Source organism: Streptomyces sp. NPDC036822 (assembly GCF_055609145.1).
This window is the reverse complement of the sequence record NZ_JBVJPY010000007.1, coordinates 194,123-219,855: the sequence shown is the minus strand read 5'-3', so window position 1 is coordinate 219,855 and position 25,733 is coordinate 194,123. Positions and strand designations below refer to the sequence as shown.

The following is a 25,733-nucleotide window of genomic DNA, read 5'->3' as shown; positions in this document are numbered from 1 at the left end:
GGCGGTCTCCCCAGGGCGCGGGCGTCCCCCCGGGGACGGGGTCCGGGGGGTGTGTCCGCGGTCAGGTGATGTCGTCGTAACCGATCTGCCGGTGGGCCCGGGCGCCGTCCGGCTCGCCCGTAGCCTGCTCGGGCAGGGCGCGCGAGGCGCCGACGGGCTCGACCGCTCCGACGGCCTCGGGGGTGAGGTCGAGGCTTGACGCCTCGTCGTCGTCGAGTTCGGCGTCGGGGTTGTTCCGCTTGCGGCGCCGGTCGTTGAGGAGCGAGAAGCCGACGGCGGCGAAGTACAGGACGGTGATCGGGCCCGCGAGGGCCAGCATGCCGATCGGGTCCGTGGTGGGGGTGATGATGGCGCCGAAGACGAAGACGCCCATGATCACGCCGCGCCACCAGCCGGCCATCCGCCGGCCCGTGAGGACGCCGGTGAGGTTGAGCATCACCAGGACGAGCGGCAGCTCGAAGGCGAGGCCGAACACGAGCACCATGCGCAGGGTGAAGTCGAGGACGTCACCGAGCGAGAGGATGTTGGCGGACCCTCCGGGCGTGAGGCTGATGAGCACCTTCACGCTGATGGGGAGGATGAGGTACGCGAGGTAGGCGCCGGCGGCGAACAGCGGGACCGCCGCCCCGACGAAGGCGTACGTGTACTTCTTCTCGCTCTTGTGCAGGCCGGGCGCGATGAAGGCCCACAGCTGGTACAGCCAGACCGGGCTCGCGACGACGAGACCCGTGACGAGGCTGACCTGGATCGTGGTGCTGAACGGGGCGATCAGCGTGTTGAAGGAGACGACCGCGCAGTTACCGCCGTCGCCCATCGTGCCCTGCGCGCACTTGGGCACGGACTTCGTCAGGAACTGCATCAGGTCCTCGCTGTACACGAGGGCCACGACGGTGACCGCGGCGACGGCCAGCAGGCCTTTCGCCATACGGTTGCGAAGTTCACGCAGGTGTTCCACGAGGGGCATGCGGCCCTCGGGATCCTTCTCCTGCTTGCGGGCAGACTTGGGCAACCCACGTCCTCATCTCGTGCGGCAGCCGCCGCTCGGTGCGGCGGCGGCGGACCGGGTCAGCGCTTGGTGGTGTCCGTGGGCTCGGTCACCGGTCGCGCGCTGGTCACGTCGCCGGGCGCGGCCTGGATGGTCCGCGGGGCGGCCTGCTCCGGGGCGCCGGGGTGGGGCGGGTCCGCGGGGGCGCTCTGCTGGTCGTCGGACTTCATCGCCTTGGCCTCGCTCTTGAGGATGCGAGCCGACTTGCCCAGCGAACGGGCCATGTCGGGAAGCTTCTTGGCGCCGAAGAGCAGGATGATGACGACGAGAATGAGGATGATCTCGGTGGGGCCGAGCCTACCCATAGCTGTTTACCTTCTTCACCGAGGCGACATGGAGTGCGTGTCCGGCGAGTCGGACATGCGTCCGGCCACCGCGCTGTCAGCGATCGTAACCCGCGGGAGTAAACGAGGGGCAATGCCTGTGCATACTCGCGATTGCGGCCCGCACCCCCTCACGAGGGCGCTTTGTGCAGCGTACGGCACGGCCTCAACGCAGCGCCTCGCCGGTACGGGCCAGGTCCGAGGCCGCCTTTTCGAGGTCTTCCGCCGCGCGGTTGATGCGCGCCGCGGTGCCGGCGACCTGGCGGCCGAGCCGCTGGACCTCCAGGAAGACCTTGATGCCGAGGACGCCGAGAACGGCGATCCCGAGGAATCCGAGTGCGATGGCGAGCATGGGCCAGAACATGTGCCGAGCCTAGAGGTAGTACGGGTGCCGGTGCGCCGGCCGGGACGGGCGCCGGGGCGCCGGGTCCGTGGGCGGAGCGGGCGGGGGCGTCAGACGGTGGAGTGCAGGCGCAGCGTTCGTACGCCGCCTCCGGTGAGGAGTTCGATGATCCGTTCCCCCGCGGGCTTGCGGACCGCGCTGCCGCACTCGGGGCAGGTGAAGGAGTAGAAGGTGGTGCGGCGGCTGCCGCCGATCGCGAGCCGCAGCGCGCTCGCGGAGAGTTCGCAGCGGGAGCGGCAGTCGGGGCAGGCGGCCTTGAAGAGGACCGGTGCGATCGACGCCGTCATTCCGTGCATCACGGACATTTCCCTCATCCCTCTCGACTCCCGCGCTCTCGTGCGTCCATCGGCTCCGCAAGGAACAGCGCCGACTTCGCGGGGAATGTCACATCCCCCTCACTTCCCGGCCCCCGCCCACCGCCCCAGGAGGCGGGCGCCTCACTCCACGCCGTCGTAGGCGGCCAGGGCTGCCGCCGCGGCCGACCGCGCGCTGTCGGCCAGCTCGGGCGGGGAGACGATCCGTCCGTCGCTCCCCAGCCGCAGCGCGAGGCGCCGCAGCGAGGCGGGGGCGGGGGTGCGGAGCGTGATCCGCAGCCCCCCGTCGGCCAGCTCCTCGGCCCGGTCGTGCGGGTAGTACTCCGCCACCCAGCGGCCGCCGGGCCCGACCTCCACCACGACCTCCGGGTCGTCGGCGGACGGCTGGACCAGCCCCTCGGAGAGATCGCGCAGCTCCAGCTCCGGCGGCGCCGCGTGCTCGTCCAGGATCCGGATCTCGGCGACCCGGTCGAGCCGGAAGGTGCGGCGCGCCTCGGAGAGCCGGCACCACGCCTCCATGTACGTGTGGCCCACGGCGAACAGCCGGATCGGGTCGACCTCCCGCTCGGTCAGCTCGTCCCGCGCGGGTGAGTAGTAGCGCACCCACAGCCGCCGCCGCTCCGAGATGGCCCGGTCGACCTCCGCGAAGACACCGCCTTCGGATTCGAACGTCACCGAGAGGCGCGAGCTCGCGCCCGCTGCCTCCCCGGCCGCCGCCTCCAGCTTCGCGGTGGCTCGCAGCAGCGCCTCACGGTCGCTCTCGCGCAGTCCGGGCAGGGTGGACACGGCCCGCGCGGCGACAAGGAGCGCGGTGGCCTCGTCGGCCGCCAGGCGCAGCGGCGCCGCCACGTCGTCCGGGTTGTGCCACCAGATCCGGTCGCCGTCGGTGTCGATGTCCAGCAGGTCGCCGCCCCGGAAGCTGGTCCCGCACATGGGCAGCACGTCGAGGTCGGAGATCAGCTCGTCTTCGCTGATACCGAAGGCACGGGCGACGTCGGCGACGTGCGCACCGGGGCGTTCCCGCAGGTAGGTGACGAGGGAGAGCATCCGCCTCGTCTGGTCGATCGCGTTCGCGGCCATGCCGTACGTCTCCCCTTCAGCCCTTGGCCACGGCGCGCAGCCGGTCCACCACATCGGCCCGCAGGTCCGCGGGTTCCAGTACGACGACATCGGGGCCGAACTCGACGAGCCAGGCGTCGAGGCCGTGCCCGTACGGGATCTCCAGCTCGTCCCAGCCGTCCGCGCCTTCCCGTACGGACTGGGCCCGGGCCCGCAGCGGATAGCCGCAGCCGGTGCGCAGCCGGATCCGGGCGGAGCGGGTGGCGGTCTCGCCCGCCCAGCTCTCGACCGTCTCGCGGACGGTGACGACGTCGGGCACGGGCGCGGTGAAGGCGCCGGCCCGGGAGCGGACCTTGCCGGTGATCCGGGAGAGGCGGAAGACCCGCTCGGCGCCCCGGTCGCGGTCCCATCCGGCCAGGTACCAGTGGCCCCGCCAGCACTCCAGCGTCCAGGGTTCGACCTGGCGCGTCTCGGGGCGGGCCGCCGTGGCCTTGCGGTAGTCGAAGACCACGGGCCGCCGGTCACGGCAGGCCAGCATCAGGGGCTCGAAGGCGGTCTCGTGGACGGGGATGCGGGGTTCCAGGGCGCTGTGCTGGATGTCGTACGAATCCTCCGCCTCGGGCATCCCGGCGGCGCGGAGCTTCTGCAGGGCGCCGCTGGCGGCGCCGGCGAGACGGGCCTGCTGCCAGACCTTGGCGGCGAGGCCGAGCGCGGCGGCCTCCTCGGCGTCGAGGGTGATGGGCGGGAGCCGGTTGGAGTCTCGGCGGGCGAGATAGCCCGTCTCGCCCTCCAGGTTCTCGACGGTCTCGATGACCAGGCCGAGCTCGCGCAGATCGTCCTTGTCGCGCTCGAACATCCGGTTGAAGGCGTCGTCCCCGCCCGCTTCGAGATAGGCCTCGATGGAGCCGCGCAGCTCACGCTTGCTCAGCGGGCGGCGGGTTCCGAGCAGGCACAGGGCCAAATTCATCAGCCGCTCGGCCTTGGCAATCGCCATCGACGCCCTGCACCTCTTCTGCCGGATTGACTTCTCAGACGTCCGACCGTACCGCCCCGGGGTGTCGGGGCAAAAGCCGAGGGCCCATGCCGGTCGGCATGGGCCCTCGTGGTGATCGGTTCCGGGTCAGGATCCGGTCACACCGGGTCCGATCAGACCGCGACCAGGTCACAGACGAAGATCAGGGTCTCGCCCGGGGCGATCTTGCCGCCGGCGCCGCGGTCGCCGTAGGCGAGGTGGGCGGGAATGATCAGCTGGCGGCGGCCGCCGACCTTCATGCCCTGCACGCCCTGGTCCCAGCCGGGGATGACCTGGCCGACACCGAGCTGGAACTGCAGCGGGGTGCCGCGGTTCCACGAGGAGTCGAACTCCTCGCCGGTGGAGAAGGAGACGCCGACGTAGTGGACGGAGACGGTGGCTCCGGCCTTCGCCTCGGGGCCGTCGCCCTCCCAGATCTCCTTGATCTCAAGGTCCTTCGGCGGCTCGCCACCCGGGAAGTCGACCTCGGGCTTCTCGATGCTCACTGAACTGCTCCTCATACTGATGAACTGCGCGAACGGGACAGTCTTACATCCCCGGGTGCCTCTACTTGGCCAGGATGTCCACGGTGAAGACGAGCGTGGACTTGGCGGGGATGGTGTCGTTGGCCTTGTCGCCGTACGCCATGTCCGGCGGGACGACGAGCAGCACGCGGCTGCCGACCTTCTTGCCCTCCAGGCCCTTCTGCCAGCCGGGGATGACCTGTGCGAGGGGGAAGCTCACCGGCGCGCCCCGGGAGTAGCTGCTGTCGAACTGCTTGCCGTCCTTCCAGAGCACGCCCTGGTACTGCACGGTCAGGGTGTCCGCGGCGGTGACGGCCGGTCCGGTGCCCTCGATGATGTAGTTCGACACCAGCTTGGTGGGGGCCGGCTTCTTCGGGACGGTGAGCGAGGGGGCCTTGCCGTCGGTGTTGGTCCCCACCTTCGGCAGGTCGGCGTTGTCCTGCGCGACTTCGGTGCCCTTGGCCGAGACGGGCACGGTCTTGCTCTTCACGATGTCCATGACGAAGACCAGCGTGGCGTTGGCCGGAATCTGCCCCTGGCCCTGCGCGCCGTAGCCGAGCTCCGGCGGAATCGACACCTCCAGGCGGCTGCCGACCTTCTGGCCGTCGAGGGCCTTCTGCCAGCCCTCGATGACACCGCCGCCCCCGATGTTCACGGCGAAGGGCTGCCCGCGGTCGAAGCTGTTGTCGAACGGCTTGTCGCCGTCCCACAGTTGCCCGAGGTAGTTGACGTCGGCCTGGTCGCCCTTCTTCAGGACCGCACCCTTGCCCTCGCTGATGACGTTGACCTTGAGGTCCTTGGGCGGTTCGCCCTCCCCCTTGGCGAGGGTCGGCTTCTCTCCGAACTTCTCGCCCGCGGTGATGGCGGGCAGTCCGTTCGTCATCGAGGCGGAATCGGAGCCCTTGTCGTCGCTGCCGCAGGCCGCTGTCGAGAGCAGCAGCAGCGGTACGACCAGTAGGCCGGCAAGTCGGCGCACGTGTTCCTCAGATCTCAGACGGCACATTAGTTGCCCGACACTCTAGGGGGTGCCCGCCGGATCCCGCCTGGCTCACGGTCCAGGCGTGCCGGGGCCCCGCACGCTCCTCGTGCGGGGCCCTGACGCCGTGTGCGCCGCCGGGTCACATGCCGGCGATCAGCTTCTCCACCCGGTCGTCGACCGACCGGAAGGGGTCCTTGCACAACACCGTGCGCTGCGCCTGGTCGTTGAGCTTGAGGTGGACCCAGTCGACGGTGAAGTCACGTCGCTGCTCCTGGGCGCGGCGGATGAAATCGCCGCGCAACCGCGCCCTGGTGGTCTGCGGGGGCACGGACTTGCCCTCGAAGATCTTCAGGTCGTTGCAGATCCGCGCCGCCTGGCCCTTCTTCTCCAGAAGGTAGTAGAGCCCGCGGCGGCGGTGGATGTCGTGGTACGCGAGGTCTATCTGCGCGACCCGGGGGTTCGACATGGTCATGTTGTTCTTGGCGCGGTACCGCTCGATGAGCTTGTACTTCATGACCCAGTCGATCTCGGTGCCGATACGGTCGAGGTCCTCGGCCTCGATCGCGTCGAGCGTGCGGCCCCACAGCTCCAGGACCTGGGCGACCGTGCCCGTGCGGATGCCCCGGCGGTCGACGAAGTCCGCCGCCTTCTCGTAGTACTCCCGCTGGACCTCCAGGGCGGAGGCCTCGCGGCCACTGGCGAGGCGGACCTTGCGCTGGCCGGTGATGTCGTGGCTGACCTCGCGGATGGCCCGGATGGGGTTCTCCAGCGTCAGGTCGCGCATGACCGTGCCGGCCTCGATCATGCGCAGCACGAGGTCTGTGGCGCCCACCTTGAGGAGCATGGTCGTCTCGGACATGTTCGAGTCGCCGACGATGACGTGGAGCCGGCGGTAGCGCTCGGCGTCCGCGTGCGGCTCGTCGCGGGTGTTGATGATCGGCCGGGAGCGGGTGGTGGCCGAGCTGACGCCCTCCCAGATGTGCTCGGCCCGCTGCGAGACGCAGTAGACCGCGCCCCGCGGGGTCTGCAGCACCTTTCCGGCCCCGCAGATGAGTTGCCGGGTGACCAGGAAGGGAATGAGGATGTCCGCGAGCCGGGAGAACTCTCCGTGGCGGGCGACGAGATAGTTCTCGTGGCAGCCGTAGGAGTTTCCCGCCGAGTCGGTGTTGTTCTTGAAGAGATAGACGTCGCCGGCGATTCCCTCCTCGTGCAGGCGGCGTTCGGCGTCGACGAGAAGGCCTTCGAGAATGCGCTCGCCGGCCTTGTCGTGCGTGACCAGTTCGGTCACGTTGTCGCATTCGGGTGTTGCGTATTCCGGATGCGAACCCACGTCGAGGTAGAGGCGGGCGCCGTTCCGCAGGAAGACATTGCTGCTGCGGCCCCATGACACGACACGGCGGAAGAGGTAGCGCGCCACTTCGTCAGGTGACAGTCGGCGCTGTCCCCTGAACGTGCACGTGACGCCGTACTCGTTCTCCAGCCCGAAAATGCGGCGGTCCATGTCTGAACATTACGCCTGATGGCCTGAGCTGAAACCGGGTTGGGCGGCCCCGTTTCGATCATTTTCCGATGAGTGCGTGTTCTTTTCGGCGTGTCCGGTGTGACCGCCGCCCCCGCTGACGGCGTGTCGCACGCTCCGGCCGGGGACCGTGAGGACCCGTGCGGTGGCGAGCAGCACCAGGAGGGCCGCGAGACCCCCGGCCGCGGCCACGGAGAAGCCCGCGGTGGTCCCGGCGAGTTCGACGACGGGGCCCGCGACGGCGGAGCCGAGGGCGGCCCCGACACCGAACGTGGTGACGAGCCAGGAGAATGCCTCCGTGACCGTCCCGCCGGGAGCGTGCCGGTCGACCACGATGAAGCCGCAGGCGAGCGCGGGGGCCAGGAAGACGCCGGAGAGCGCGGCCAGGCCCGTCATCGCGACGACACCGGGCGTGAGCATCAGCGGCAGATAGCCCAGCGCGAGCAGGCCGACGATGACCGTCAGCCGATTCTCGGGGGAGCCCGTCCACCGGCGGGCGCCGTAGAGGACGCCGCCGAGGAGGGCGCCGAGCCCCAGCGCGGCCATGATCCAGCCGTAGGCGGACTCGTTGCCCCGCTCGTCGGCGTAGGCGAGACCGGCGACGGTGATGGAGCCGAGCGCCAGGCCGACGAAGAAGAACGAGCCGAGCAGGGCGAGCAGGCCGGGTGAGCGCAGCGCGCCGAGCCAGTGCGCCTCACGGGGGTCCGAGCGCCAGGCGCGCGAGGGCGGGGACAGGACGACGGAGAGGGCACCGAGGACGCCCAGGACGTTGATGACGAGGAGGGCGGCCGCCGGCGACCGGAGGGCGACGAGCAGGGTCACCAGGAGCGGACCGACGGTGAACATCACCTCCTGGGCCACGGCGTCCAGGGCGTAGGCCCGGTGCACCCGGTCCTCCCGGCCCAGGACGCTCGGCCACAGGGCCCGCAGTCCGCCTTCGAGGGGCGGGGTGAAGAGCCCCGCCACGACGATCGCCGCATAGGCGACGGCGATGTGGCCGATGCCCGTGAGCGCGAGGACCGCCATGCCGAGGGCGGAGAGGATCGCGGCGGGCAGCTGGACCCGCGGCTGCCCCTTCAGGTCCACCGCCCGGCCGAGGAGCGGCTGTCCGACGGCGGTCGCGACGCCGTACGCGGCGACGAGCCCTCCGGCGAGGCTGTAGCTGCCCCCTTCGGCGCGGGTGAAGACCACCACCGCGATCGGTCCCGTGCCGTTGGGGAGCCGGCCGACCAGGGTCCCGGTGAGCAGGCGGAGGGCGTGCGGCGCCCTGAGTATGTCGCGGTAACCGCCGCCCGCCGTGGCCTCGGAGGCCATGTCCGTCTCCTCTCCCCCGGCGTCCCCCCGGGGTTTTACGTATAACGTCCGGCGTCATACGTACCATGGCCCCATCCCCAGGGTCCACCTCGCGGGTACGGACCGCATCCACGGAGGCACGCGTGCACACCCCGGAACCGCCCGCCGCGGCCAGGCCCACCAGCCGCGACGTCGCCCGCGCCGCCGGAGTGTCCCAGGCCACCGTCTCCCTGGTCCTCGGCGACAAATGGCGGGGCCGGGTCTCCGAGCGCACCGCCCGGTCGGTACGGGAGGCCGCTCAGGACCTCGGCTACCGCCCCAACCTCGCCGCCCGCAACCTCCGGCTCGGCCGCACCAGGACCGCGCTCCTCGTCGTCCCGGCCCTCACCAACGAGTTCTTCGCCCGCGTCTACACCGGTGCGGCCGCCGTCGCCGCCCGGCACGGCTTCGGCGTGGTGCTTTACCCCTCCCCCGACGGCGTCGGGCCCGCGAAGGACCCCTTCGCCTCGGCCCGCGCCGCCCTGGACGGCGTCATCGCCTCCTCCATGGCGGCCGACGCCCTCGCCGCCTTCCGCGGCACCGACCTGCCCCTGGTCATGCTCGACAGCGACCCGGCGGACACCGGCGCCGCCGCGCACGTCAACCTCGACATCGCCGACGGCATGCGCCAGGTGACACGGCACCTGCTGGGCCTCGGCCACCGCCGCTTCGTCCACCTGGCGTCGGCCGTGCCCTCCTGGACCTTCGACGTCCGGGCCGCCGCGCTCGCCGAGGCCCTGAGCGAGGTCTCCGTACGCACCGTCCGGGCGTCCCTCGACGTCGACGGCGCCCGGGCCGCCGCGGAGAGCGCCCTGACGGGGCCCGGGCCCCGGCCGACCGCCCTCGTGTGCGACGACGACATCCTGGCCGCCGGAGCGTGCAAGGCCGCCCGCCGGCTGGGCCTGCGGATCCCCGAGGACGTCTCCGTCACGGGCTTCGACGACCTCGCGCTGGCCACCGCCGTCGAGCCGGAACTGACCACCGTCCGTCTGCCCGCCGAGCACGTCGGCGAGCGCGGGATGGCGGCCCTCCTCGCCGTCCTCGACGGCCGCGCCCCGGAGCCCGGCGGTCTCCCGGTCACCCTGGTGATCCGTGGCTCGTCCGGCCCGCCGCCCGCCGTCTGAACGGCCCGGTACGCGTGACGGCCCCGGTCCGCCGATGCGGGCCGGGGCCGTCGTCCACGTCGGCGGAGGACCTACTCCTCCGTCTCCTCCGGGATCTCGTCCGAGGGGTCGTCGGTCTTGGCGATGGCGGCGTTGTCCGCCTCCAGCAGACGGACCAGCTGCCGGCCGACGATCCGCTTGAACTTGCGCTGCTGCGGCCGCGTGCGGTCCAGGACAGCCACTTCGAGCCGCTCCGCGGGGATCTCCCGCTCGCTGCCGTTCGTGTCGCGGGACAGCGCCTGCACGGCCAGCTTCAGCGCCTCGGCCAGGGACATGCCGTCACGGTGCCGCTGGTCGAGGAAGGTGCCGATCTGCTCGGCGTTGCCGCCCACCGCGACCGAACCGTGCTCGTCCACGATGGAACCGTCGTGCGGCAGCCGGTAGATCTGGTCGCCCTCCGGCTCCGTGCCCACCTCGGCGACGACCAGCTCCACCTCGTAGGGCTTCTCGCCCGCGCTGGAGAAGATCGTGCCGAGCGTCTGGGCGTACACGTTGGCGAGGCCCCGGGCCGTCACGTCGTCCCGGTCGTAGGTGTAGCCCCGCAGATCGGCGTAGCGCACGCCGCCGATCCGGAGGTTCTCGTACTCGTTGTACTTGCCGGCGGCGGCGAAGCCGATCCGGTCGTAGATCTCGCTGAACTTGTGCAGGGCGCGGGACGGGTTCTCGCCCACGAAGACGATGCCGTCGGTGTACTGCAGGACGACGAGGCTGCGGCCACGGGCGATGCCCTTGCGGGCGTACTCCGCCCGGTCGGCCATGGCCTGCTGGGGTGAGACGTAGAACGGGGTCGACACCGGCTATCCGTCCCTTTCTTCTGGGCGGCTGGGGTCCCCCGGACGGAGTCGGGGGCGGGAGGACGAGGGAAGGGTCAGAGCAGCGCGGCGCGCGGTCCGTCGGGCTGCTCCAGGCGCCGATCGGTGACCGAGCGGGCGAGCGCCGAGGACTCCTCCTCGCTCAGCCTGCGGAAGCCCTCGTCGGTGATGACGGTGACGATCGGATAGATGTTGCGGTAGAGGTCCGGCCCGCCCGTCGCCGAGTCGTCGTCGGCGGCGTCGTACAGCGCCTGGACGACCAGCGTGGTGGCCTGCTCCTCCGTCAGGTCGGGACGGTAGAGCTTCTTCATCGAGCCCCGGGCGAAGATCGACCCGGAGCCCGTGGCCGCGAAGCCGTGCTCCTCGGAGCGGCCGCCCGTCACGTCGTAGGAGAAGATCCGGCCCTTCTCCTTGCCCTCGTCCCAGCCGGCGAAGAGGGGGACGACGGCCAGGCCCTGCATCGCCATGCCGAGGTTGCCGCGGATCATGGTGGACAGGCGGTTGGCCTTGCCCTCCAGGGAGAGGGTCGTGCCCTCGACCTTCTCGAAGTGCTCCAGCTCCAGCTGGAACAGCTTGACCATCTCCACGGCCAGGCCGGCCGTACCGGCGATGCCGACGGCCGAGAACTCGTCGGCCGGGAAGACCTTCTCGATGTCGCGCTGGGCGATCATGTTGCCCATCGTCGCCCGCCGGTCGCCCGCGAGCACGACGCCGTCGGCGAAGGTGGCGGCCACGATGGTGGTGCCGTGCGGCGCCTCGATGACTCCGTCCGGCAGCTTGCGGTTGCGCGGGAGGAGCTCCGGCGAGTGGTCGGACAGGAAGTCCAGGAACGAGGACGACCCCGGCGTCAGGAAGGCAGCTGGTAGACGCCCGGTGCTACGAGTGTTGGCTTCCACGCGTGTCCCTCCAAATGTGAGATGGCCCGACGCAGAGTGTCGGGATCGTCTCCCAACGTGCCGACGGCCGAATTGCAGTTGAAGCACAGTACGCCACGGACCCTACCCGCATCGTGACGGTGATCAACATGGGTTGCCGGGGGCTTGCGGGCAGACCACGCGGATCCTCGTCCGGGCGGAGATCATCTCGTCGCGCTGTGCTCCCGTGGTGCCGTGCGCATGTCCGGAACGGCCCGCGCGGCTCGCGCCGCCCGGCGCCGTGAACGGTGGGTGGAGGCTCGGGACGGCGGGGCCGGGGCCGCTCCGCACGCGAAGCGACTCCCGGCACCACCGGCAGCGCTCAGGCCCTGCCGGCTCCGCCGCCTGGTCCCGTACGGCCTAAGTATCGGGCGGCCGGATTCGTCGGGGCGTCGCGACGCCCCGATTCAGCGAAAGGACCGTCCGCCCACGGAGGGGGCGTGACATTCCTCGGACGTTTTCCCGCCCCTCGGCGTCACCTTCGAAGCGAAGGTCACTGACCGCCCTTCTGAACGAACGACCTCACGAAATCCTCGGCGTTCTCTTCCAGGACGTCGTCGATCTCGTCCAGGACGGAGTCCACGTCGTCGCTCAGCTTCTCCTGGCGTTCCTTGAGGTCGGAGCTTTCCTCCGCGGTCGTCTCCTCGACCTCCTCCGTGGAACGCGTCGCCTTCTGCTGTCCGCCGCCGGTGTCCTTGGTCGCCATATCCCTCACCCCGCTCGAATCGGCCCGCTCGGTTGGGTCTCTCTCAAGATCAGACCCTACAAGGCAGGTCTGACATCGGCCCTGTGGTTGCTGCAACGTCCGGGCACTAGTTCCATGATTCCCAGCGCCCGGGCATTTCAGCCGCGAATCAGTGGCCGGACAGCACGCGGACCAGTTCCTCCGCCGTCCTGCACCGGTCCAGAAGGTCCTTCACGTGCTCCCGGGTGCCCCTCAGGGGCTCCAGGGTGGGGACGCGCTGGAGCGAGTCCCGCCCCGGCAGATCGAAGATCACCGAGTCCCAGGACGCCGCCGCCACGTCGTCCGCGTACTGCTCCAGACAGCGGCCCCGGAAGTAGGCCCTGGTGTCCTCCGGGGGCTTCGTCTCGGCCCGCCGGACTTCGTCCTCGCCCAGCAGTCGCTTCATGCGCCCACGGTCCACCAGACGGTTGTAGAGCCCCTTCTCGGGCCGCACGTCGGCGTACTGCAGGTCCACGAGGTGCAGGCGGGCGGCGTCCCAGTCCAGGCTGTCGCGCCGGCGGTAGCCCTCCATGAGCTCCCGCTTGGCGATCCAGTCCAGCTCCCCGGCCAGGCTCATGGGGTCGTGCTCGAGCCGGTTGAGGGTGTCCTCCCAGCGGATCAGGACGTCCTTCGTCTGCTCGTCGGCGTCGGCGCCGAAACGCTCCTCCACGTACTTCCTGGCCAGCTCGAAGTACTCCATCTGGAGCTGCACCGCGGTGAGTGTCCGGCCGCTGCGGAGCGTGACGAGGTAGGCCAGGCTCGGGTCGTGCGAGACCTCGTGCAGGGTGCGGACCGGCTGGTCCACGGCCAGGTCGACGTTGATGAACCCGTCCTCGATCATGGACAGGACCAGCGCGGTGGTGCCCAGCTTGAGGTAGGTGGAGATCTCCGAGAGGTTGGCGTCCCCGATGATCACATGGAGGCGGCGGTACTTCTCCGCGTCCGCGTGGGGCTCGTCGCGGGTGTTGATGATGGGCCGCTTGAGGGTGGTCTCGAGGCCCACCTCGACCTCGAAGTAGTCCGCGCGCTGGCTGATCTGGAAGCCGTGCTCGCGGCCGTCCTGGCCGATGCCGACGCGGCCGGCGCCGGTGACGACCTGGCGGGAGACGAAGAACGGCGTCAGGTGGCGCACGATGTCCGAGAAGGGGGTCTCCCGCTTCATCAGGTAGTTCTCGTGCGTGCCGTAGGAGGCGCCCTTGTTGTCGGTGTTGTTCTTGTAGAGGTGGATCGGCTGGGCGCCGGGGAGCTGGGCGGCTCTCTCGGCGGCCTCGGCCATGATCCGTTCGCCGGCTTTGTCCCAGAGGACGGCGTCGCGGGGGTTGGTGACCTCGGGGGCGCTGTACTCGGGGTGGGCGTGGTCGACGTAGAGCCGGGCGCCGTTGGTGAGGATCACATTGGCCAGGCCGATGTCCTCGTCCGTGAGCTGGCTGGAGTCGGCGGCTTCGCGGGCGAGGTCGAAGCCTCGGGCGTCCCGCAGGGGGTTCTCCTCCTCGAAGTCCCAGCGGGCGCGGCGCGCCCGGTGCATCGCCGCCGCGTAGGCGTTGACGATCTGGGACGAGGTGAGCATGGCATTGGCGTTGGGATGCCCCGGAACGGAGATCCCGTACTCCGTTTCGATGCCCATTACTCGCCGTACGGTCATGCGGCCCTCCTTGCCCGGCGGCGCGCCCGTTCGGGTGCGGCGCTCAAGTACCGCGCTTTCTCGTGCGTGTGCGGTGCCCGTCCCCGCACTGCGCGATTCGGCGGTACCGATGAGCCTAGAGCGACTCCGCGCCGGTGGGGAGATCGATTACGTCATTGTGCGTCGTTGCTGGCGGAAAGCGGCGGCTGCGGATGCCCGTCTTCCGGACATCCGCAGCCGGTGTGCGTTCCTACAGGTACTGACCGGTGTTCGCCACGGTGTCGATGGAGCGACCCGTGTCGGCGCCCTGCTTTCCGGTGACGAGGGTGCGGATGAAGACGATCCGCTCGCCCTTCTTTCCGGAGATCCGGGCCCAGTCGTCGGGGTTGGTGGTGTTGGGCAGGTCCTCGTTCTCCTTGAACTCGTCCACGCACGCCTGGAGGAGGTGGGAGACCCGAAGGCCCTTCTGGTTGTGGTCGAGGAAAGCCTTGATGGCCATCTTCTTGGCCCGGTCGACGATGTTCTGGATCATCGCTCCGGAGTTGAAGTCCTTGAAGTAGAGGACTTCCTTGTCGCCGTTGGCGTACGTGACCTCGAGGAAGCGGTTCTCCTCGGATTCGGCGTACATCTGTTCCACGACCGACTGGATCATGGCGTGGGCGGCGGCAGGCTTCGATCCGCTGTGTTCGGACAGGTCGTCCGCGTGCAGCGGGAGCGAAGGTGTGAGGTACTTGGCGAAGATGTCCTTGGCCGCTTCCGCGTCCGGACGCTCGATCTTGATCTTGACGTCGAGCCGGCCGGGCCGCAGGATCGCGGGGTCGATCATGTCCTCGCGGTTGGAGGCGCCGATGACGATGACGTTCTCCAGCCCCTCCACGCCGTCGATCTCGGCGAGCAGCTGCGGGACGATGGTGTTCTCCACGTCCGAGCTGACACCGGATCCACGGGTGCGGAAGAGGGATTCCATCTCGTCGAAGAAGACGATGACGGGGGTACCCTCGCTCGCCTTCTCCCGGGCACGCTGGAAGACGAGGCGGATGTGCCGCTCGGTCTCGCCGACGTACTTGTTGAGGAGCTCGGGGCCCTTGATGTTCAGGAAGTACGACTTCCCGGCGGGCTGACCGGTCACCTCGGCGACCTTCTTGGCAAGGGAGTTGGCCACCGCCTTGGCGATGAGCGTCTTGCCGCATCCGGGCGGGCCGTAGAGCAGGATGCCCTTCGGCGGACGCAGTTCGTGCTCCTTGAAGAGATCCGGGTAGAGGTACGGAAGCTCGACCGCGTCGCGGATCATCTCGATCTGGCCGCCCAGACCGCCGATCTTGTCGTAGTCGACGTCCGGGACCTCTTCGAGGACGAGCTCTTCGACCTCGCTCTTGGGGATCACTTCGTAGACGTAGCCGGACCTGGGCTCGAGCAGCAGGGCGTCGCCGGGGCGGATGGTGATGTCCAGCAGCGGCTCGGCGAGCCTCACCACCCTCTCCTCGTCGGTGTGCCCGACCACCAGGGCGCGCTCGCCGTCCTCGAGGATCTCCTTGAGGGTGACGATGTCCCCGGCCCGCTCGAACGTCATGGCCTCGACCACGTTGAGCGCTTCGTTGAGCATGACTTCCTGGCCGCGCCTGAGCTCGTCGAGCTCGACGCTGGGACTGACATTCACCCGGAGCTTGCGGCCCCCGGTGAAGATGTCGCAGGTGCCGTCTTCATTGGTCTGAAGAAAGACACCGAAGCCTGCCGGCGGCTGTGCGAGCCGGTCGACTTCCTCCTTGAGGGCCACGATCTGGTCGCGGGCCTCACGGAGGGTATTGGCGAGCCGCTCGTTCTGCGCGGACACGCCGGCCAGGTTGGTCTGCAGCTCGACGATCCGCTCTTCGAGAATCCTCGTATGACGCGGAGAGTCGGCGAGCTTGCGGCGCAGGACGGCGATTTCCTGCTCGAGATAGGCAACCTGACCGGCGGGGTCTTCAGACCCCCGCCCCGGCCGGATGCCGCGGTTGATGTCGTCGTCGTGGGCTGCCACGGTCCTCACCTCCTCCAAGGGGAGCTGGACGCTTCCTGACCCTACCTGCGTGGGTGGTGATTGAAACCCCTAGATCACAAAGACGTCGGGGTGTGTCCGATCTTCACCCTTGCGCTTCCCCTCACGCCAAGGGAATACCCACCCATCAACATCGGAAAGCCGACGGTTGTATCGTCGTCAGTGGTCAACACCCGTCAGGGGTGGCCGGACTTAGCAGGAACGCTCTCTTTCACACGCTTCAGGATCGGCAGGAGACATGACCGTGCGGCACGAGGTCCCGACGGCGGGCGCCGGTGAGGCGCTGGAGGTCTGGATCGACCAGGACCTCTGTACCGGGGACGGCATCTGCGTGCAGTACGCGCCCGAGGTCTTCGAGCTGGACATCGACGGGCTTGCGTATGTGAAGAGCGCCGACGACGAGCTGCTGCAGGACGCGGGGGCCACGACGCCGGTGCCGCTGCCGCTGCTGAGCGACGTGGTGGACTCGGCCAAGGAGTGCCCGGGCGACTGCATCCACGTACGTCGGGTTTCGGACAGGGTCGAGGTCTACGGCCCTGACGCGGAGTGACGACCTCTCGCGGAGCGTGAGTCAGAGGGCGACGGGATCGGTGTGGGCGGTGCGGACGAACGCGCTGCCCTTCCAGCGCCATTCGACACGTTCCCGCTGGTCGGGGCAGCAGCTGGGGACGTCGGGCGACGAATAGCCGAGCACGGTGGCGACGACCGCGCCGTCGCGGACGGTGAGGTCGGCGACGTTGTTCCGCCGGGCCGGATCCAGCAAGGTGGCGACCACGCGCGCGGTGGCGTCCTTGCCCCGGGTGAGGACGTAGATCCCGCTGGGAGGCGTCCCGGAACCGGCTTCGCAGTGCACGACCGCCACGGTCTCGGGGCTCCCGTCGCCGTCCAGGTCCCCGCGCGCCTGCCGGGCGACGGTGCTGGGCGCCCGTCCGCAGTCCATGGGGTAGTCGGCAGCGACGGCGTCCGGGGCGGGCGCGGCGGCCGGGGCGGCCTGGGGTCCGGCGGCGGTGGTGGCGGTCGCGGGGCCGGGCTGCAGCAGTCCGGCGGCGGCGACGACGGCGGCCATGGCGGTCGCGGTGGCCAGCCAGTGCACCGGCCGGGCGTGGGTGTGCGCGAGGTCCGGTACGGCGGAGGGCTGCACGCGAGAAGTCTCCTGTGAGGGCGGCGCGGAAGGAGTTGCGGGCATCGTGCCACACGTCACAGGAGCGGGGAACAGCCGGGGTGGAAACCGGTCTCGGTGCGGAAGCGAACGTTCGAACACGCGAATGCCGCCGTCGAGTTCCCCGCCGTGGGGCGGGAACTCGACGGCGGCACGCCTGCGTTGTCGGGGTGTCAGGCCGTCAGCCCTTGTTGGGGCCTTCGTAATCCTCGCCGTAGGCGCCCTTGGCGGGGCGGCGGCGGCGCATCGGCGGCTCGACGCCGTCGGCGAGGCGACGGGCGGTGACGAGGAAGCCGGTGTGGCCGATCATCCGGTGGTCCGGGCGGACGGCGAGACCTTCGACGTGCCAGTTGCGGATCATGGATTCCCAGGGCTGCGGCTCGGCGTAGCAGCCGAACTCGCGGATGGACTCCACGGTGCGCGCCAGCTGGGTGGTGGTGGCCACGTAGCAGCAGAGGATGCCGCCGGGGACGAGCGCCTTGGAGACGGCCTCCAGGCACTCCCACGGGGCGAGCATGTCGAGGATGACACGGTCGACGTCGGTGTCGGACAGATTGTCCTGGAGGTCGCCGACCGTGAGCTGCCACGCGGGGTGCGGGCCGCCGAAGTAGCGCTCGACGTTGCCCTTGGCGATCTCGGCGAAGTCCTCGCGGCGCTCGTAGGAGTGCAGCATGCCGCTGTCGCCGATGGCGCGGAGCAGGAAGCTGCTGAGCGATCCGGAGCCCACGCCGGCTTCGACGACGCGTGCGCCGGGGAAGATGTCGGCGAAGGCGAGGATCTGCCCCGCGTCCTTCGGGTAGACCACGGCGGCGCCGCGGGGCATGGACAGGACGTAGTCGGGGAGCAGGGGGCGCAGCGCGAGGTAGGCGACGTTTCCCGTGGTACGGACAACACTGCCCTCGGGAGCACCGATCAGCTCGTCGTGGGGGAAGGAACCCTTGTGGGTGTGGAAGTTCTTCCCGGCCTCGAGCGTGAACGTGTAGTGGCGTCCCTTGGGGTCGGTGAGCTGGACCTGGTCCCCGACCTTGAAGGGCCCGCGACGGCGGGCGGCACCGGTCGGTTCGGACATGTGACCAGAGTACCGGGGTTACGAGGAGGGTCTTGCCATGGCCCGGACGAAGGCGCGCTCCACGTCGGCGGTGGACAGCACGCCGTAGATCTCGCCGGTGCCCTCCACGACGAGGTACTCCGTGGCGGGGCTGGCCCTCAGGTGGTCGAGCAGGGGCTGGCCGGCGAGCTCGGCGGGGACCCTCATGCCGTCGGTGAGGTCCTGGGCGAGGGTGCTGACGGCGACCCAGGGGCGGCGGTGCTGGGGGACGCCGGCGATCGCGGTCTCGCGTACGAGGCCGGTGGGGACGCCCTGCGCGTCGACGACGACGAGGGCGCGTGCGCCCGCCTCGTTGGCCCGGCGCAGCGCCTCGGAGAGGGGGGTGACGGGCTCGACGGGGATGGCGCGGCGGGTGAGGCTGCGGGCGCGCAGGTCGGGCAGGTGTTCGCGCAGCCGGGCCATGCGCAGGCTGTTGCCCGCGCCCGTCCAGATGATGGCGGCGAGGATGGCGGCGAGGAGTGCGTCGGTGACGGTGTCCATGCCGCTGATGTCGTCGGTGGAGTTGCCCAGGAGGCCCGTGCGGGTGAGCAGGGGCAGGCCGATGAGGACGGCGACGGCGAGCGCACGGCCGACCCAGGCGGCGGCGACCGTGCCGCTCATGGGCTTGCCGGTGATCTTCCAGACGACGGCGCGGAGCATGCGGCCGCCGTCGAGGGGCAGGCCGGGCAGCAGGTTGAAGACCGCCACGATGAGGTTGGAGATCATCAGGCCGGCGAGCAGGACTCCGGGGACGGTGCCGGGCTCGACGGCGTACAGCGAGACGTAGAAGAGTCCGGCGAGGACGAGGGAGAGCAGCGGGCCGACGAAGGCGAGCACGAACTCGCGGCCGGGGGTCTCGGTCTCCTTCTCGATCTCGGAGACGCCGCCGAAGAACTGGAGCTGGATGCGGCGGACCGGGAGCTTGAAGCGGAGGGCCGCGAGGGTGTGGGCCAGCTCGTGGACCAGGACGGAGGCGTAGAAGGCGATGGCGAAGAAGAGGGAGACCAGATAGCGCGCGCCGCCGAGGTCGGGGAGGACGCGTTCGATCTGGTCGCCGAAGACCCAGGTGATCAGGGCCGCGACCAGGAACCAGCTGGGGGCGACGTAGACGGGTACGCCGAAGGGGCGGCCCATGAGGAGCCCGCCGCCGGGATCCTCGGCCCGTCGGCGCTTGCCCGGGCGACCCGCGCCGGAGGGGCCTCCGGCGGGGTTCGGTGCCGCGGGCTTCGATTCCGATTCCGCTTCGCCGGACTGCGGCCGGGGGTCCTGGCCGCGCTCGTCGTCCTGGTTCACGGGTTCCTTTCGTCGCCGAACTGCATGACCTTCGTCACTGCGTCACGGTTCGATCATGCAGTGCGACGGGGTCTGCCGTCGATGGTATTCCGCTCGCTGTCGGTGGCGGGTCGTAGGGTCTGAGTCATGAGTACGAGCGAGCAGCCGCCGGCGGGGTCCCGGACGCCCACGTCGTTGTCTCCGTCGCGGGCGAGCGACTTCATGCAGTGTCCCCTGCTGTACCGGTTCCGGGTGATCGACAGGCTGCCGCAGAAGCCGAGCGAGGCGGCGACGCGGGGGACGCTGGTGCACGCCGTCCTGGAGCGGCTGTTCGACGACCCGGCGGTGCAGCGGACGGCTCCGCGGGCGAAGGCGATGATCCCGGGGCAGTGGGACAGGCTGCTGGAGTCGAAGCCGGAGCTCGGCAAGCTGTTCGCCGAGGACGCGGAGGGCGAGCGGCTCGCGCGCTGGCTGGGTGAGGCGGAGCGGCTGGTCGAGCGGTGGTTCACGCTGGAGGACCCGACGCGTCTGGAGCCGGCCGAGCGTGAGCTGTTCGTGGAGACGGAGCTGGACTCGGGGCTGCGGCTGCGCGGGGTCATCGACCGGATCGACGTGGCGCCGACGGGCGAGGTGCGCATCGTCGACTACAAGACCGGCAAGGCGCCCCGGCCGGAGTACAGCGAGGGCGCGCTGTTCCAGATGAAGTTCTACGCGCTGGTGATCTGGCGCTGGAAGCGGGTGGTGCCGCGCCGGCTCCAGCTGGTGTACCTGGGCAGCGGGGACGTGCTGACGTACGACCCGGTGGAGGCGGATCTGCTCCGGGTGGAGCGGAAGCTGCTGGCGCTGTGGGAGGCGATCCGGGAGGCGACCGAGTCGGGCGACTGGCGGCCGCGGCCGACGAAGCTGTGCGGCTGGTGCGATCACCAGGAGCTGTGCCCCGAGTTCGGGGGGACTCCCCCGGTCTATCCGCTGGAGATCGTTTCCGCGCGCCCGCCGGAGTCGGGCGAATCCGGGCAGGGCAGAATGGAGCCGGTCAAGCCCGCCCCGTGAAGGAGTTCCTGTGGCTATCCGCGTCCTACTGGTCGACGACCAGCCGCTGCTGCGCACCGGCTTCCGGATGATTCTGGAGGCGGAGCAGGACATCGCGGTCGTCGGTGAGGCCGGGGACGGGCTCCAGGCCCTGGACCAGGTCCGGGCGTTGCAGCCGGACGTGGTGCTGATGGACATCCGGATGCCCCGGATGGACGGTGTGGAGGCGACGCGGCAGGTCACCGGCCCGGGCCGCGACGGTCCGGCCAAGGTGCTGGTGCTGACCACGTTCGACCTGGACGAGTACGTGGTGGAGGCGCTGCGGGCGGGTGCGAGCGGCTTCCTGCTGAAGGACGCCCCGGCCAACGAGCTGGTGCAGGCGATCCGGGTGGTGGCGGCGGGCGAGGCGATGCTGGCCCCGTCGATCACGCGTCGGCTGCTCGACAAGTACTCGGCGCACCTTCCGTCGGGCGACGAGCAGGTGAACGACACGCTGAGCACGCTGACCGACCGTGAGGTCGAGGTGCTGAAGCTGGTGGCGCGCGGCCTGTCGAACGCCGAGATCGCGGCGGATCTGTTCGTCAGCGAGACGACGGTGAAGACGCATGTCGGTCACGTGCTGACGAAGCTCGGTCTGCGGGACCGTGTCCAGGCGGCGGTGTACGCGTACGAGAGCGGCCTGGTCCGCCCCGGCGCGCAGTAGATCCGCGCGGTAGATCCGTACGACGAAGGGCCCGGCGCGTCCACCCGCGCGCCGGGCCCTTCGTCGTCCGCGGGGTCAGCTCTTCTTGATCTCCCAGAAGCGGAAGACCGTGGAGGCGTCGAGGGTCCATTCCAGGCCGGTGACGTTGTCGCGGGCGACGGCGTACTGCTTGCCCTGCCAGAGCGGCAGCAGGGGCAGCTCCTCGGCGACGATGTCCTGGAGCTTGCCGAAGTCCTGGGCCGTGGCGGCGCGGTCGGCGGCGGCCGCCGTCTTGGGGATGAGGCTGCCGGTGATGGTGGAGTTCTCGTACCGGTTGCCCAGGACGTTGCCCTTGCCGAAGAACGGGGTGGTGAAGTTGTCGGCGTCGGGGTAGTCGGGGACCCAGCCCTTGACGTACACGCCGTACTTGCCGGCCTCGATGTCCTTCTCGTACTGCTCGAACGCGACCGATTTCACGTCGGCGTCGAACAGTCCGCTGGTGTTGAGCTGGCCGGCTATCGCCTTGAGCTCCTGGTCGGTGGCGGGGCCGTAGCGGCTGGGCGTGGACCAGAGGGTGAGCTTCACCTTGTCGGTGATCCCGGCCTTGCGGAGCGCCTTCTTCGCCTTGGCCGCGTCCGGGCTGCCGTAGGTGTCGAAGAAGGCGGTGTTGTGTCCGGCGATGCCGGCCGGGACGATCGAGTAGAGCGGCGTGGCCGTGGACTTGTAGACGTCCTGGACGAGGGACTCACGGTCGACGAGGTGGGCGATGGCCTGGCGGACGCCCAGCTTGCCGACGACGGGGTCCTTGACGTTGAAGACCAGGTGCTGGACCTCGGCGCTGGTGCCCTGGACGATCTCGATGCCCTTGTCGGCCGTGCTTCCGGAGGCTTCGAGGGCGGCGATGTCGTCGGCGGAGAGCCCACGGTAGGCGACGTCGACCTCTCCCGCGGAGAAGGCGTCGGAGAGGGCCTCGCGGTCGCCGGCGTAGAGCTTGAGGGTGACGCCGCTGTTCTTCGGCTCGACGCCGCCCTTGTACCCGGCGTTGACGGAGAAGACGGCCTCGGTGTCGCTGAGCGAGTCCAGCGTGTACGGGCCGGAGCCGACGACCTTGGCGTCGGTGCGCAGCTGGTCCGCGGCGTACTCGCGGTGGTCGACGATGGACCCGGCTCCCGAGGCGATCTTGCTCGGGAAGGTGGCGTCGGGGACCTTGAGGCGGAAGACGACGGTCAGGTCGTCGGGGGTCTCGATGGAGTCGATGGTCGACAGCAGCGGGGCGGGCCCGGACGGGTCGTCGATCTTCAGCGCGCGCTCGAAGGAGTACTTGACGTCCTTCGAGGTGAGCGGGTTGCCGTTGGAGAACGTGAGGCCCTCGCGCAGGGTGCAGCGGTAGACCTTGCTCCCGGTCCCGAACGCGCACTCCTCGGCGGCTTCCGGCTCGGGGACGGAGGCGCCCTTGGGGAAACTGAGGAGGGACTGGAAGACGTTGTTGAACAGGAGCCAGGAGCCGGGGTCGTAGCCGGCGGCGGGGTCAGTGGCCAGGATCTCGTCGGACATGCCGACGCGGACGCTGCCGCCGGAGCCGCCGGAGTTCCCGCCCTGCTCCGCGCCGCAGCCGCTGAGCAGGGCGGCGGACAGACCCGCGGCGAGCGGAGCCGTCAGCCACTTGTTGTGCTTCACAGAACGTGCCTCTTGATCTCTTGCCAGGCCGGCCGCGCGCCCTGCGCGGCCGGTGTAACCGAGCGGGGTGAGGGTCAGGCGGTACCGCGGCCCAGCTCCCACAGGAGCAGGTCCGAAGAGGTGTTCAGCGCCCATTCGACACCGGTGACGTCGTCGCGCGCGGCGACGTACTGCTTGCCCTGCCACAGGGGCAGGACGGGGACGTCCTTGGCGACGATCTCCTGGATCTGCCCGAAGACGGGGGCCGCGGCGTTGCGGTCGGCCGAGCGGCGCGATCGCGGGATCAACTGGTCGCGGACGGCCTTGTTGACGTACGGGGTGTTGAGGAAGTTGTCCGAGTCCAGGAACGGGGCGACGTAGTTGTCCGGGTCCGGGAAGTCGGGGAACCAGCCGAGGCCGTAGACGGGGTAGTCCCCACGCTTCTGCGCGGCGCGGAACGTGGACCACTCCGCGCCCTCGACGGTGACGTCGAAGAGGTCCGTGGCGTTGAGCTGGTCGCGCAGCGCCTCGAACTCCTTCTTGGTGGCGGAGCCGTAGTGGTCGCTGGTGTAGTGCAGCGTCAGCTCGACGGGCTTCTTGATGCCGGCGCCACGCAGGATGCCGGCCGCCTTGGTGGTGCTGGGCTCGCCGTAGGTGTCGAAGAAGGCGGTGGAGTGCCCGGTGACGCTGGAGGGGATCAGCGAGTAGAGCGGCTTGGCGGTGGGGCCGTAGACGTCGTCGACCAGTTCGCCGCGGTCGACGACGGCGGCGATGGCCTGGCGGACGGCCTTGTTCTTGACGGAGGGGTCCTCGGTGTCGAAGGCGAGGTAGCGGATCTCCAGCCCCGGGACCTCGGTGAGCTCGACGCCCTCCTGCGGCCGGTCGGTCAGTTCCTTGATCTGCTCCTGCGACATCGAACGGGCCATCATGTCGATCTGGCTGTCCCGCAGGGCCTTGCCCATGGTGTCCGCGTCCGCGAAGGAGCGCAGTTCGACCTCGTCGTTGCGGAGGGTGATGTCGCCCTTGTACCTCGGGTTGCGGGTGAAGACCACCTTGGTGACCGTGTCGCCGTCGTGCTCGGCCTTCATGGTGTACGGGCCGGAGCCGTCGACCTCGAAGCCGTCGCGGAGCTTCTTGGCGCTGTACGTGTTCTTGCTGAGGATGCCGGCGACCGGGGTGGAGAGCTTGTACGGGAAGGTCGCGTCGGGCGTCCTGAGATGGAAGACGATCTCGCGCTCGCCCTTGGTCTCGACGGTGTCGATGTTGGCGAGGAGGGCGGCCGTTCCGTTGTCCGACTTGATGGCGAGCACGCGCTCGACGGAGAACTTGACGTCCTCGGCGGTCACGGGGGTGCCGTCGGCGAAGGTGAGCCCCTCGCGCAGCTTGCAGCGGTAGCTCTCACTGGCCCGGTCGCTGAATCCGCAGCTCTCGGCGGCCTCGGGGACGGGCTCGCCGCCGCCGCGGGGCACGTGCATGAGGGTCTGGACGGTCTGCCGGAGGATGTTCCAGGCGCCGGTGTCGTAGGCGAAGGCCGGGTCGAGGGGGGCCGGGGCGTCGTCGGTGGCGACGAACCGGTCCGTGGTGCCGACGACGATGGCTCCGGCCTCGTCCGAGCCGCCGCAGGCGACGAGCAGCGGGGCGAGCATGCCTGCCGCCAGGGCGGGCAGCACCAGAGTCTTGCGGTTCATCGTGGTCGTTCTCCTCATCCGGCACTGGGATACAGCGGTTGCGGACACTCCGCCGCTGCCGCCCGTTCGGGGCGGGCGATCGGGCCGGGATGGTGAGCGATCGGTCCTGTGTTCGCGGCGACTTGGGTATGCGCCGGGGCACGCGGATAAACGCGGCGAAGTACTCCCGAAAGATTAGTCGGCGACCGCGGTGGGGCCGGACCGCGGACGGCTCGGTTCCTCACCACACAGTGATCATGAATGCGGCGGGCCCCATAGTCATGCGGGGGAACGTATCCCGACGGAGGCCGCGAATCAGGACACACGGGTGGGCCGCAATCGCCGCGATCCGGACACGGCTCCCAAGAAGGCCACCCGCCGGTCGGCACGCTGCGTGACCAAGGTCACGCGGTGGCCCGGTCGGCGGGTGGCCGGAAGGGATCGGTGGAGTGCCGCGAGGGTGACGGTGGGGCGGGGCGCCCGGGGCGGCCGAGAGCCGGGGACGGGTCCGGCGGCGAACGGCCGGGGGATCGGACGCCGGGCCGGTCGGGACCGCGCGCGGCCGGAGACCGGGCGGCTCGGGCCTCGGACCGGCCTCGCCCGGGCGGACGGCCCGCCTCGCCCGGGCGGGCTCAGGCCTCGGGCGGCCTCGCCCGGGCGGCCGACCGGGTCGAGGGCCGGTCTCGCCCGGGCCGACGCCGGGTCAGGGGCCGGGGATGAGGGTCCGCAGGAAGGGGACGTCGACGTCCTCCAGGGAGCGGACGACGACCCGGCCCTCGGAGGGCGCGATGGGCGCCACCGAAGGGACGGCCACGACCCGGCAGCCGGCCGCCTCCGCGGCCGCCACGCCCGTGGCCGTGTCCTCGATGACCGCGCACAGCGTCGGGTCGGCGCCGACACCCCGTGCGGCCGTGAGGTAGGGCTCCGGGTGGGGCTTGGTCTGGACGACCTCGTCGCCCGCGACACTGAGGGCGAAGCGGTCACGGCCGAGAGAGGCGAGCACGCGGTCGATGATGCGGCGGTGCGAGGCGGAGACCAGGGCGGTCGGGATGTCGTGGTGCGCCAGTTCCGCGAGCAGCCGCTCCGCGCCCGGCATGAGGGGCACACCGCGGTCGATGCGCTGCTCGAACTTCTCGTTGAGCAGGACCGTCAGCTCGGCGAGGGTGATGTCGGCGCCGGTGGCCTCGATCAGATAGCCGGCGCTGCGGGTCATGGGCCCGCCCACCACGATGTCGCGCCAGGTCTCGTCCAGCCGGTGCCCGAGGGACGCGAAGGCCTCCACCTCCGCGTCCCACCAGAATCCCTCCGTGTCGACGAGGGTGCCGTCCATGTCGAGGAAGACCGCTTGCAGGGCGGAGCTGCCGTTGGCGTGGAACAAGGACGCGGGGACCGTACTGGTCAT

At 70.3% G+C, this 25,733-nt stretch carries 25 protein-coding genes and 1 pseudogene; 4 read left to right on the top strand and 22 right to left on the bottom strand.

The genetic code is table 11. The features are described 5' to 3' along the window. Nucleotides 1-61: 61 nt before the first annotated feature. The 10 genes from tatC to ACZ68P_RS18995 all read right to left on the bottom strand — a co-directional run bounded on the left by tatC (nt 62) and on the right by ACZ68P_RS18995 (nt 8,492). On the bottom strand, nt 62-964 hold the full coding sequence (gene tatC, locus ACZ68P_RS19040; RefSeq protein WP_471007740.1) for a twin-arginine translocase subunit TatC: 903 nt from the start codon (nt 962-964) through the stop codon (nt 62-64). Between the two features lie 101 nt (nt 965-1,065). After that, on the bottom strand, nt 1,066-1,350 hold the full coding sequence (tatA, locus tag ACZ68P_RS19035; protein ID WP_471007512.1) for a Sec-independent protein translocase subunit TatA: 285 nt from the start codon (nt 1,348-1,350) through the stop codon (nt 1,066-1,068). A 184-nt stretch (nt 1,351-1,534) separates the two neighbouring features. Beyond that, nucleotides 1,535-1,732, bottom strand: coding sequence for a hypothetical protein (locus tag ACZ68P_RS19030; protein ID WP_471007510.1), 198 nt, complete (start codon nt 1,730-1,732; stop codon nt 1,535-1,537). Nucleotides 1,733-1,821: 89 nt separating this feature from the next. Then, nucleotides 1,822-2,085: a hypothetical protein gene (locus tag ACZ68P_RS19025; RefSeq protein ID WP_365719614.1), complete on the bottom strand. Its 264-nt coding sequence runs from the start codon at nt 2,083-2,085 to the stop codon at nt 1,822-1,824. 123 nt (nt 2,086-2,208) lie between these two features. Beyond that, entirely contained in the window at nt 2,209-3,165 is a 957-nt protein-coding gene (locus ACZ68P_RS19020) for a helix-turn-helix transcriptional regulator (RefSeq protein ID WP_471007508.1), read from the bottom strand. Between the two features lie 16 nt (nt 3,166-3,181). After that, nucleotides 3,182-4,138: a helix-turn-helix transcriptional regulator gene (locus ACZ68P_RS19015; RefSeq protein WP_365719618.1), complete on the bottom strand. Its 957-nt coding sequence runs from the start codon at nt 4,136-4,138 to the stop codon at nt 3,182-3,184. Nucleotides 4,139-4,290: 152 nt separating this feature from the next. Continuing rightward, entirely contained in the window at nt 4,291-4,662 is a 372-nt protein-coding gene (locus ACZ68P_RS19010; RefSeq protein ID WP_471007505.1) for an FKBP-type peptidyl-prolyl cis-trans isomerase, read from the bottom strand. A 61-nt stretch (nt 4,663-4,723) separates the two neighbouring features. Continuing rightward, the gene (locus ACZ68P_RS19005; RefSeq protein ID WP_471007504.1) at nt 4,724-5,656 is read right to left on the bottom strand and encodes an FKBP-type peptidyl-prolyl cis-trans isomerase; all 933 of its coding nucleotides are present in this window, start codon (nt 5,654-5,656) and stop codon (nt 4,724-4,726) included. Nucleotides 5,657-5,798: 142 nt separating this feature from the next. Beyond that, nucleotides 5,799-7,160 carry a Pup--protein ligase gene (gene pafA, locus ACZ68P_RS19000; RefSeq protein WP_365719624.1) on the bottom strand — a complete coding sequence of 454 codons (1,362 nt, stop codon included), beginning with the start codon at nt 7,158-7,160 and terminating at the stop codon, nt 5,799-5,801. A 9-nt stretch (nt 7,161-7,169) separates the two neighbouring features. Next, nucleotides 7,170-8,492: an MFS transporter gene (locus ACZ68P_RS18995; RefSeq protein ID WP_471007501.1), complete on the bottom strand. Its 1,323-nt coding sequence runs from the start codon at nt 8,490-8,492 to the stop codon at nt 7,170-7,172. Between the two features lie 122 nt (nt 8,493-8,614). On the opposite strand from ACZ68P_RS18995, the gene ACZ68P_RS18990 reads away from it, so the two are divergent. Continuing rightward, nucleotides 8,615-9,634, top strand: a complete 1,020-nt coding sequence (locus tag ACZ68P_RS18990) for a LacI family DNA-binding transcriptional regulator (protein WP_471007500.1) — start codon at nt 8,615-8,617, stop codon at nt 9,632-9,634. A 71-nt stretch (nt 9,635-9,705) separates the two neighbouring features. Here the strand turns inward: ACZ68P_RS18990 and prcA are convergent, their stop codons facing one another. The 6 genes and pseudogenes from prcA to arc all read right to left on the bottom strand — a co-directional run bounded on the left by prcA (nt 9,706) and on the right by arc (nt 15,761). Beyond that, nucleotides 9,706-10,467 carry a proteasome subunit alpha gene (gene prcA / locus ACZ68P_RS18985; protein WP_471007499.1) on the bottom strand — a complete coding sequence of 254 codons (762 nt, stop codon included), beginning with the start codon at nt 10,465-10,467 and terminating at the stop codon, nt 9,706-9,708. 74 nt (nt 10,468-10,541) lie between these two features. Beyond that, nucleotides 10,542-11,381, bottom strand: coding sequence for a proteasome subunit beta (gene prcB, locus ACZ68P_RS18980; protein WP_365719632.1), 840 nt, complete (start codon nt 11,379-11,381; stop codon nt 10,542-10,544). Beyond that, nucleotides 11,333-11,515, bottom strand: a pseudogene (locus ACZ68P_RS18975) (endonuclease domain-containing protein); the annotation flags it as partial. The pseudogene ACZ68P_RS18975 and the gene prcB, both read right to left, overlap by 49 nt. A gap of 377 nt (nt 11,516-11,892) precedes the next feature. Then, nucleotides 11,893-12,105 (bottom strand): ubiquitin-like protein Pup, encoded by a 213-nt coding sequence (locus ACZ68P_RS18970; protein ID WP_365719636.1) that lies wholly within the window; start codon nt 12,103-12,105, stop codon nt 11,893-11,895. Nucleotides 12,106-12,253: 148 nt separating this feature from the next. Continuing rightward, on the bottom strand, nt 12,254-13,765 hold the full coding sequence (gene dop, locus ACZ68P_RS18965) for a depupylase/deamidase Dop (RefSeq protein WP_471007497.1): 1,512 nt from the start codon (nt 13,763-13,765) through the stop codon (nt 12,254-12,256). Nucleotides 13,766-13,994: 229 nt separating this feature from the next. Continuing rightward, nucleotides 13,995-15,761, bottom strand: a complete 1,767-nt coding sequence (gene arc / locus ACZ68P_RS18960; RefSeq protein WP_365719640.1) for a proteasome ATPase — start codon at nt 15,759-15,761, stop codon at nt 13,995-13,997. A 256-nt stretch (nt 15,762-16,017) separates the two neighbouring features. On the opposite strand from arc, the gene ACZ68P_RS18955 reads away from it, so the two are divergent. Beyond that, nucleotides 16,018-16,329 (top strand): ferredoxin, encoded by a 312-nt coding sequence (locus ACZ68P_RS18955; RefSeq protein ID WP_471007494.1) that lies wholly within the window; start codon nt 16,018-16,020, stop codon nt 16,327-16,329. 21 nt (nt 16,330-16,350) lie between these two features. Here the strand turns inward: ACZ68P_RS18955 and ACZ68P_RS18950 are convergent, their stop codons facing one another. From ACZ68P_RS18950 to ACZ68P_RS18940, 3 genes are all read right to left on the bottom strand, one after another. Continuing rightward, nucleotides 16,351-16,920, bottom strand: coding sequence for a hypothetical protein (locus ACZ68P_RS18950; RefSeq protein WP_471007491.1), 570 nt, complete (start codon nt 16,918-16,920; stop codon nt 16,351-16,353). Nucleotides 16,921-17,119: 199 nt separating this feature from the next. Then, entirely contained in the window at nt 17,120-18,007 is an 888-nt protein-coding gene (locus ACZ68P_RS18945) for a tRNA (adenine-N1)-methyltransferase (RefSeq protein ID WP_019884997.1), read from the bottom strand. Between the two features lie 18 nt (nt 18,008-18,025). Further along, on the bottom strand, nt 18,026-19,318 hold the full coding sequence (locus ACZ68P_RS18940) for a site-2 protease family protein (protein WP_471007488.1): 1,293 nt from the start codon (nt 19,316-19,318) through the stop codon (nt 18,026-18,028). Between the two features lie 126 nt (nt 19,319-19,444). Here ACZ68P_RS18940 and ACZ68P_RS18935 point away from each other — a divergent pair, with 126 nt between their 5' ends. Both ACZ68P_RS18935 and ACZ68P_RS18930 read left to right on the top strand, forming a co-directional pair. After that, the gene (locus tag ACZ68P_RS18935) at nt 19,445-20,347 is read left to right on the top strand and encodes a RecB family exonuclease (protein ID WP_471007485.1); all 903 of its coding nucleotides are present in this window, start codon (nt 19,445-19,447) and stop codon (nt 20,345-20,347) included. Between the two features lie 10 nt (nt 20,348-20,357). Next, nucleotides 20,358-21,029: a response regulator gene (locus ACZ68P_RS18930; protein ID WP_471007483.1), complete on the top strand. Its 672-nt coding sequence runs from the start codon at nt 20,358-20,360 to the stop codon at nt 21,027-21,029. Nucleotides 21,030-21,104: 75 nt separating this feature from the next. Here the strand turns inward: ACZ68P_RS18930 and ACZ68P_RS18925 are convergent, their stop codons facing one another. From ACZ68P_RS18925 to ACZ68P_RS18915, 3 genes are all read right to left on the bottom strand, one after another. Beyond that, on the bottom strand, nt 21,105-22,685 hold the full coding sequence (locus ACZ68P_RS18925) for an ABC transporter substrate-binding protein (RefSeq protein ID WP_471007481.1): 1,581 nt from the start codon (nt 22,683-22,685) through the stop codon (nt 21,105-21,107). 74 nt (nt 22,686-22,759) lie between these two features. Next, entirely contained in the window at nt 22,760-24,352 is a 1,593-nt protein-coding gene (locus ACZ68P_RS18920; protein WP_471007479.1) for an ABC transporter substrate-binding protein, read from the bottom strand. A gap of 682 nt (nt 24,353-25,034) precedes the next feature. Beyond that, nucleotides 25,035-25,733, bottom strand: a complete 699-nt coding sequence (locus tag ACZ68P_RS18915) for an HAD family hydrolase (protein WP_471007476.1) — start codon at nt 25,731-25,733, stop codon at nt 25,035-25,037.